The sequence below is a fragment of the Luteolibacter sp. genome, assembly GCF_058122085.1.
Genome location: NZ_JBIKBQ010000031.1, coordinates 24,663 through 33,267, shown reverse-complemented (window position 1 = coordinate 33,267; position 8,605 = coordinate 24,663). Strand labels below are relative to the sequence as shown.

The window sequence follows — 8,605 nt, the reverse complement described above, 5'->3', positions numbered from 1 at the left end:
CTGCATGCAGAAGCCGTCGCCTTGCAGGTCGTTTTTGAGTGCGGTTATTCGACACAACCCTTCTACCACATGGCCTGTAGCCAAACGATGCCTTATCCAACTTCGGTTTTCGGGTTTAAACTACCGAAACAAGTTTAGCTAAACCTGGCTTTAAATCCGGTGGAATGATGCGAGACGGCGGCCCGGAAATGGGTAAGACGTTCCAGAGAGTTGAGAGGAAAACGGGTTGGCCGAGCGCGCCGGGAGTGCGGCAGACCCGGACTCGGCGACCGGTGATCGCCGCTACGCTTGCTCGGCGTGGGGGATGTATTCGCTTTCGCGGAGGACGCTGGATTTCCGCCGGGTGAGCAGCAGCCAGCACTCGCGGGCGGTGCCGAGGACGATGAGGGTGACGAAGAACAGGAAGGCAATGGTGATGACCACGTCGATGCGGGCGTTGAAGAGCGAGGTCTCGGCGGCTTTGAGGGCCTTGCCGGACAGTCCGGCGGCGATCTGGGTTTCCAGCGTGCGGATGGCGGGCAGGAAACCGGCGGCGTTGGCGGAGAAAAGTTTCAGATAGCCGGCGGTGAAAGTGACGGCGGTGAGGAAAACCATCGGCACGGCGGTGACCCAGCAGTAGCGGGCCTTGCCCATCTTGATGAGGACCACGGTGCCGAGGCAGAAGGCGATGACGGCGAGCAGCTGGTTGGAAATGCCGAAAATGGGCCACAGGGATTTAGCGATGCCGGCGGGATCGAGCGCTCCCTGATAGAGGAGGAAGCCCCACGCCGAGACGAGCAGGCCGGTGGCGAGGATGTTGCCGAGCCAGGACTGGGTGTTGCCGAGTCGGGGGGAAATGTTTCCCAACAGGTCCTGGAGGATGAAGCGGCCGACGCGGGTGCCGGCGTCGAGCGTGGTCAGGATGAAAAGCGCCTCGAACATGATGGCGAAGTGATACCACAGCGAGAGCGCGGTTTTCCCGGGGATGACCTTGGCGAACATCTGCGCCATGCCGACGGCGAAAGTCGGCGCGCCGCCCACCTTGCCGATCATGTGCGGCTCGCCGAGGTCGCTGGCGAGCTGCCGCATGTGGGCCTCGGTGACGGCGTATTCGGGGCCGTAGGAATTGATCTTCGCGATCTGCGCGGTGACGGCGGCGGCGTCGTTGGGATCGATGGGCGAGTTGATGGCGAAATACTCGCCGGGCTGGAGCGCGCAGGCGGCGATGATGGCCATCAGCGCGACTAACATTTCCACCACCATCGAGCCGTAGCCGATGAGGCGGATGTCCTTCTCGCGGGCGAGCAGCTTGGGCGTGGTGCCGGAAGCGATGAGCGAGTGGAAACCGCTGATGGCCCCGCAGGCGATGGTGATGCAGACGAAGGGAAACACAGGGCCGGGAACGACGAAGCCGCCGCCGCTGACAAACGGCGTGATGGCGGGCATGTGCAGCGGCGGGGCGAGGATGACGATGAACACCCCCAACACGGCGACGGTGCCGAGCTTCATGAAGGTGCTGAGGTAGTCGCGCGGGGCGAGCAGCATCCACACCGGCAGCACACTGGCGGCGAAGCCGTAGATCATGATGGCCCAGGCGAGTTCGGTGGACTTGAGGGTGAGTGCTGCGGTCCACTCGGGTGATAGATATTTCCCGCCGACCACCGCCGCGAATAATCCGACGACGCCGAAAACCGAGGCGGCGGTGACGCTGAATTTCCCACTCTTGATCATGACGCCCATGACGAAGGCCAGCGGAATGGTGGCGGCGATGGTGAACAGCCCCCACGGGCTTTCCGCCAGGGCTTTCACCACGACGAGTCCGAGCACGGCGAGCAGGATGGTCATGATCGCCAACAAACTGATCATCGCGATGAGACCGATCACCGGGTTGAGCTCTTCTTTGAGCATTTGCCCGAGCGATTTCCCATTGCGGCGCATCGAGGCGAAGAGGATGACGGCATCGTGCACGCCGCCGCCGAGGGTGGCCCCGACCAGCAGCCAGAGCGTGCCGGGGAGGTAGCCGAATTGCGCGGCGAGCACGGGACCCACAAGCGGGCCGGGTCCGGCGATGGCGGCGAAGTGGTGGCCGAAGACGACCCACTTGGGCGTGGGAACGAAGTCCTTGCCATCGCTGCAAGTGACAGCGGCGGGGGCGCGGAGGTCGTCGATGGTGAGGACCTTGGCAACCAGCCAGGCGGAGTAAAACCGATAGGCGACGGCAAACGTGCAGACCCCGGCGACGACTAACCAAAGGGCGTTGACGGGTTCGTTGCGTTGGAAGGCAGCGATGGCGACGGCGGTGGCTCCGAGAAGCGAAACAACGAGCCAGAGGAGAATGCGGGCAAGGCGGGGCATGGGGGAAACTCAGCGAAAAAGAGGAAGGCGTCGAGTGTGGAGTTGAGAGTCGGGTTTGAGGTATGGTAAAAAAAGGTTTAGGTCTTTAGTCATAGTCTTTTCTTGCCATTTTTCCCCCGCCCGGGTGGTTCATCCACCTGAGAAAGTCGCGTTGGGTGGCCGAGTGAAGGAAATCGGCCGGAAAGCCGGTGTTCTACCACGTGGTTTGACTGCGTTCGTCTCCGTCCAAGCGTCTAGCCGCCTCCTCCTCAGAGCGCCCGAGCTGCCGCGCGGCTTGCAGGGTGTTTTTCATCAGCATCGCGATGGTCATCGGGCCGACGCCGCCGGGAACGGGGGTGATGGCGGAGCAGAGCGGGGCGACTTCCTGATAGGCGACGTCACCGGTGAGGCGGTAGCCGGATTTTTTCGTGGCGTCCGGGACGCGGTTGATGCCGACGTCGATGACGACGGCGCCGGGCTTCACCCAGTCGGCCTTGACCATTTCCGGACGGCCGACGGCGGCGACGAGGATGTCCGCGCGGCGGCAGATGCCGGGCAGGTCCTTGGAGCGCGAGTGGGCGATGGTGACTGTGGCGTTGGAAATCTTCGAGACTAGCAGCAGCGCCATCGGCTTGCCGACGATCATGCTGCGGCCGATGACAACGGCTTCGGCTCCGTGGGTGTTGATGCCGGAAACTTCGAGCAGTTTCATGCAGCCGGCGGGGGTGCAGGGGACGAAGCCGCTCGGGTCTTCGAGCACGAGCTTGGCGACGTTCTCCGGGTGGAAGCCATCGACGTCCTTGCGCGGGTCGATCTCGCGGATGACGGCTTCCTCGTCGATGTGCTTGGGCGGCGGGGATTGCACGAGGATGCCGTGGATGGCGGGATCGGCGTTGAGATCGCGGACGACTTGGAGCAGTTGCTCCTGCGTGGTTTCCGCGGGGAGTTCGATTTTGAGCGAGTGGAATCCGAGTTCGGCGCAGGTGCGGGTTTTCGAGCCGACATAGACTTGCGAGGCGGGATCGCTGCCGACGAGCACCACGGCGAGGCCGGGCTGGATGCCTTTGGCTAACAATTCTGCGGTTTCCGCGCGGCACTCGTCGAGCACGGCGGCGGCTACGGATTTTCCATCGAGGATTTGCGGGGAGTTCATTGGGAGAAATTTTTCAGGCGTCATCGGTGCCCGCGAGGAGGATCGCCTGAACCCGCTCGCGGTAAGTTTCGAAGGCAGCTTCATCAAGCTTGGGCGGGACGACAAGCATCTCGTCGAAAATGACGGTGACGCGGCTGAACGGCTTGGGAATGACCAGGCGGTCCCAGGTTTTCAAGCGCCAGGCGGAGGAATACACCGCATGGATCGGCACGATCGGCGCGCCGGAGGATTCCGCGAGTTTGATGACGCCGGGATGGAATCCATAACGCGGGCCGCGCGGGCCGTCGGGGGTGATGCAGACGTCGAGCCCATCCTTGAGCGCGCGCTTCATGCCGATCAAGGCCGCCACCGCCCGCCGCGAGGACGAGCCGCGCACCGCGCCGATGCCGAACACGGCCATCGCCCGAGCCAGGAGCGCCCCGTCCTTGCTCGCGCTGGTTAGGACGACCGCTTTCCGGACGTTTCCGCCGGTCCGCCACCAGATCGGCGGGATGGTGAAAATCCGGTTGTGCCAGAGCGCGAAGATGACCGGGCCGAGCGGATCTTCCGGAGTGGTGACGCCGCAGCGGTCATGGACTTCGTAGCGGAGGGTCTTGGCCCAGCAGCGCATGAACCAGCCCGTGACGGAACCAAGGATTTCCGCCCTGCGGCTTCCACGGATCTCGGTGCTTTTGGCCTTGCTCATCAGTTAGTTAAAGGAATCCGGCCGGGTGAAGAGTGTCCACGAGGTATTGCTGGCGCGACATCAGTTCCTGATACATCTCGTGCGCCTGCGGGTCCGGGTCGCAGCGCGATTCCGAATCGCCGGCGACCAGATAGCTGGCGATTTCCTCAAAGCCGAGCGACTCGCCGCTCTGATGGAAAAATGCGACCGCCGCCTGCATCGCGGCGCCCACCGCGGCTCCCTGGCGACTGGAAACGGGCACCACCGGCGCGCCGAAAACATCCGCCAGCAGCTGCCGCGTCACCGGACTCAATACGCCAGGACCTAGCAGGCGGATTTCCGGCGGATCGAAACCGAGGTCGCGCAAGCGGCTCATCGCGTAGCCGAGGCCGAGCGCCACGCCCTCCGCCGCGGCCCGCGCCATGTGGGCGGGCGTGAAATTCCCCGGCGTGATCCCGTGCAGCACGCCCGTGCCATCCGGCAGCCGCGGGATGGATTCGCCCGTGAAATACGGCAGCAACAGCAGACCGTCCGCACCCGGCGAGACGCTTGCCACCATCGCTTCAAATTGCTCCGCGCTCCATCCGTAATGACGCCGCAGGACTTCCGGCGCCACCGCCGTGTTGGTCGTCGTGCCGAGTCCGAGCCAGCTGCCGGTCGCGTTGCACAGCGGCGTGATTTCGCCGCGGTAATCGATCACCGGCGAGTCTCCCACCCCGACGATCACGCCCGCCGATCCGAGCTCGACCGCCACCGTGCCATTCGTGACACAGCCGGCGGCCAGCGCGGCTAACAGCGGCGAAGCGCTGCCAGCCCCCACCTGCACTATCGCGGATATTCCCCACTCGCGGGCCAGCGCGGGCCGCAGCAAACCGCGCGGTTGGTCCGACGCGCCGACGGGCGGCAGCAGCGAGGCGAGCTGCGGGTCGATGAAATCCAACAGCTCCGCCGACCACTTGCGCGTGCGGATGTCGAGCAGGCCCGTGCCCGAAGCGCTGCCCGCCTCGGTCGCCCGCTCGCCGGTGAGCCAGTAGGCGATGAAATCCTGCACCGTGAGCAAGCTCGCCGCCCGTTGAAAATGATAGGGCTCGTGCTGCTTCAACCACAGGCACTCCGCCGCGGCCGATTCCACGCCCGGCGCTTGTCCCGCGATTTCTATCAGTCCGGGCGCGCCGCCGAACGCGCGCGCGATTTCGTCGGCCTGCCGCTTCACGGAAACATCGCCCGCCAGTTTCGTCGGGCGGATGATCCGGTTCGCCTCGTCCAGCAGCACCAACCCGCGCTGCGGACCCGCGATTCCGATGGCCGCGACTCGCTCTTTCTGGCCGTCGAGCGCGGCCAGACACTGCCGCACCGCGCGGTCCACCGCGTCGATCCATTGCGCCGGGTCTTGCTCGCGGTAGCCAGCCGGCAGGCCTTCGATCCAAGCATGCGGGACCCACGCCTCGGCACGGATCACCGCGGATTCCAGATCCAAGACCACGGCGCGGGTGCCGCCGTGACCGATTTCAATCCCCAGAAAGTGCATGATCGTTTTTGGCGTCCGCCGGGCGGACGCCGCGAGTTTCGCCACGCCACGCGCTTTGACAAGTCCCGCCGTGTGTAAAACCGCGGGCGAGCGGGCGTTTGACAGGTTTTGCGGATTCCGATATTTCACTTTCATGAACGACACGCCGCAGGACGCTTGGTTTTACTCACGCGAAGGAGAACGAATCGGGCCGGTCACCTTTGCCGAGCTCCGAGTCAAAGCCTCCGAAGCCGCCCTCAACCCGCGCCTCGACATGGTCTGGACGCACGGCATGGCTGAGTGGAAACCGGCGGGCGAAATCGAAGGATTGTTCGAACGCCGCGCGCCTCTCGAACCTCCGGAAAGCCTCGCTCCCGCAGCCGATCCCTACTCGCCGCCGCAACAGGAATCGCCCGAGAACTTCATGGCCAAGGAAGGCGGCTGGCCCGGCGCGCGGCGGCGGAGCTTTCTCATCGCCACCTTGATCTTCCCTTTCGTTTGGGCCTTTGGATTGGCCGCCGCAACTCCCTTTCTAACTTCAGAGTTCGGTCCGGAGATCATGAAATTCGCGGCGATCGGAGCGAACTTCATCCCGTTCATCGTGGGCCTCTATTTCGGCCTCCAGCGTCTTGTGAACCTGGGCATGAGCCGCTGGTGGTATCTGGGGAATCTCGTGCCGATCCTGAATTTCTGGGTCGGTTACCGCTGCTTCGCCTGCCCCGCCGGCTACGCCTATCACAAGAAACTCGACGGCACCGGAATCTTCCTCGCCATCGTTTACTGGCTGATGATCGCCATCGCCCTGCTGGCCGTCGCCGCAGTGGTCGCCCTGATGTTCGGAGCCATTGGATCGCCTGAACTCCAGCAACAAATCCGTGACGCCGTCCGCGCGGCGTCCGCGCCCAAACCGTGATCCAGTATTCCAAACAAGCCGACGAACGCCGCGAGGCCGGGCCGATGGAATGCTGGTGCCTGCACGGCGCCGTCGGCATGGCGGCGGACTGGCGCGGCTTCGCGAAAAACCTGGCAGCCGCCGCGATCGGCTCGCGGGCGGTGGACTTGTGGCGCTTTCTCGAATGCTGCCCGCTGCCACTCACCGACTTTGCCAAAGCCCTCAACGCCGAGGCCGGCGGCGAGGTTTTCCGGGGCAACGGCCGCGCCCTGCTAGGCTACTCGATGGGCGGCCGCCTGGCCTTGCACGCTCTGTTGGAAAAAGACCATCCATGGCAGGCTGCCGTCATCATTTCCGCCCACCCGGGGCTGGAATCCGAGCAGGAACGAGCTGCCAGACGAGCCGGCGACACCGAGTGGGCGACCCAGGCGCTGGCCGGAAACTGGCAGAAATTTTTCGATAGCTGGAACGCCCAGCCCGTCCTCGGCGACACTCCGCCGCGCGACCCGCAAGCCTCCGGCAGCCTCGTCATGCGCCGCCGCGAGATCGCCCGCAGCTTCGTCGATTGGTCGCTCGGTGCGCAGCAGACGCTGTGGGAGCGGCTTCCTGAAATCACCGTCCCGGTGCTGTGGATCGCCGGGGAAAACGACCCGAAATTCCTCGCTCTGGCAGAACGCGCGGTCGCGCAAATCCCGCGCGCCACGCTCGCCGTCGCGCCCGGCTCCGGCCACCGCGTGCCGTGGGAAGCCGGAGATTGGCCCGCGCAACGCGTCGCGCATTTCCTCAAGTCCGGCCGCTGAATGCCCCTTGAATGTTTCCCGGAGGATTCACAGTATCCGCGCGATGCAGGTGCGGCCGTCGAAACTTTTGATCCTCCTCGTGCTCGCCGCAGTGGTGGGGGCCGTGGGATTCTATCTGAAACTCCCGCCGTCGGAGATCGATGCGGATTCGCCGCTGGCGATGCCCGCGAACGGCGAGCCGGACCACCGCTTCCATTTTCTATCCGCCTGGCAGGCGGCGGAGATTCCGCGGGCGCTGCGGTTTGATCCACCGCTGGGATCGAATCATGGCGGGCTGGTTTACAACGCGCAGAAGTTCTGGGAAATGAACGTCAAGCGCGGCGGCCATCACACCGGCGACGACCTCAACGGCATCGGCGGGATGAACACCGATCTGGGAGACGCGGTGTTCTGCACGGCGGACGGGCGGGTCGTTTACGCCGGAGAGCCATCGCCGGGATGGGGGAAGATGGTCGTCATCGCGCACACCGCGGCGGACGGGCGGCCGTTGCATTCGATGTACGCGCACTTGCACCGCATCGATGTCGCGCCCGGCGCGCTCGTCCCGCGCGGCGGGAAAGTGGGCGCCGTGGGCACGGCGAACGGTTACTATCCGGCACACCTGCATTTCGAAATGCGGACCAGCGACGGCGTGGACATCGGCGCGGGTTACGCGATGTTTCCGCTCAACCGGCTCGATCCGGCGGCGACGATCGCGGGCCTGCGGAATGCCGGGACCGACGAGCTCTCGCCCGCTCCGCTGGCCCGCATGCTCGCCACCGACGGCGCGCGGTGAGCTTGCTTTGTCCGCCCGCAGCGGATACCACGGCGGCGGATTTATGAAAACCGCACCGCTCTCCGCCTATCAGGAAACCCTCGGCATGATTTATTTCGCCCGGATGCTGGACAAGATCCGGCAAAACGCGGCGGGCACGCTGCGGGAGGATTTTTGTGACAATCTCGGATCGGGCTTCGACGGCCGCTGCGCGGATTTCCTGCGGGTGAACTACGCGGACCTCGCGGCGCGCGTGCTGCAAGGCGGCAGCGACGAGGAGATCCTGAAATGGTGTTTCGAAACCGGCCGCGAGCTCAACGAGGGCGACATTTTCATCTGGAACAACTACCTGAAAAAAGTCGGCTGGAAAGACGCCGTCAGCGCAATCCTGGCCCGCCGGAAACAGGAGAGCGGCCTCGAAGGGCGCGACGAAATCGAGACGATGCTCGAGTATTTCGAATACGACGAAGGCCGGAAATCCTGAGCGCTTTACACCAAGGGAAACGGACCTTTGAATCCCCC

8 protein-coding genes are annotated in these 8,605 nt (G+C 64.6%); 4 read left to right on the top strand and 4 right to left on the bottom strand.

What is annotated here, in order from left to right:
• Positions 1–282: 282 nt before the first annotated feature.
• The 4 genes from AC4DF4_RS06530 to AC4DF4_RS06515 all read right to left on the bottom strand — a co-directional run bounded on the left by AC4DF4_RS06530 (position 283) and on the right by AC4DF4_RS06515 (position 5,793).
• Entirely contained in the window at positions 283–2,334 is a 2,052-nt protein-coding gene (locus tag AC4DF4_RS06530; RefSeq protein WP_490047306.1) for a carbon starvation CstA family protein, read from the bottom strand.
• A 193-nt stretch (positions 2,335–2,527) separates the two neighbouring features.
• Positions 2,528–3,466 (bottom strand): bifunctional methylenetetrahydrofolate dehydrogenase/methenyltetrahydrofolate cyclohydrolase FolD, encoded by a 939-nt coding sequence (folD, locus tag AC4DF4_RS06525; RefSeq protein ID WP_490047305.1) that lies wholly within the window; start codon positions 3,464–3,466, stop codon positions 2,528–2,530.
• Between the two features lie 13 nt (positions 3,467–3,479).
• Positions 3,480–4,151, bottom strand: a complete 672-nt coding sequence (locus AC4DF4_RS06520) for a lysophospholipid acyltransferase family protein (RefSeq protein ID WP_490047304.1) — start codon at positions 4,149–4,151, stop codon at positions 3,480–3,482.
• Positions 4,152–4,158: 7 nt separating this feature from the next.
• A complete protein-coding gene (locus AC4DF4_RS06515; protein WP_490047303.1) occupies positions 4,159–5,793 on the bottom strand; it encodes a xylulokinase in 1,635 nt (544 codons plus the stop codon).
• Here AC4DF4_RS06515 and AC4DF4_RS06510 point away from each other — a divergent pair.
• From AC4DF4_RS06510 to AC4DF4_RS06495, 4 genes are all read left to right on the top strand, one after another.
• Positions 5,792–6,550, top strand: a complete 759-nt coding sequence (locus tag AC4DF4_RS06510) for a GYF domain-containing protein (protein ID WP_490047302.1) — start codon at positions 5,792–5,794, stop codon at positions 6,548–6,550. The genes AC4DF4_RS06515 and AC4DF4_RS06510 overlap by 2 nt on opposite strands.
• Positions 6,547–7,329 carry an alpha/beta fold hydrolase gene (locus AC4DF4_RS06505; protein WP_490047301.1) on the top strand — a complete coding sequence of 261 codons (783 nt, stop codon included), beginning with the start codon at positions 6,547–6,549 and terminating at the stop codon, positions 7,327–7,329. The genes AC4DF4_RS06510 and AC4DF4_RS06505 overlap by 4 nt, the downstream gene beginning before the upstream one ends.
• 67 nt (positions 7,330–7,396) lie before the next feature.
• Positions 7,397–8,104, top strand: a complete 708-nt coding sequence (locus AC4DF4_RS06500) for a murein hydrolase activator EnvC family protein (RefSeq protein ID WP_490047300.1) — start codon at positions 7,397–7,399, stop codon at positions 8,102–8,104.
• 43 nt (positions 8,105–8,147) lie between these two features.
• Positions 8,148–8,567 (top strand): DUF5069 domain-containing protein, encoded by a 420-nt coding sequence (locus tag AC4DF4_RS06495; protein WP_490047299.1) that lies wholly within the window; start codon positions 8,148–8,150, stop codon positions 8,565–8,567.
• Positions 8,568–8,605 lie beyond the last annotated feature (38 nt).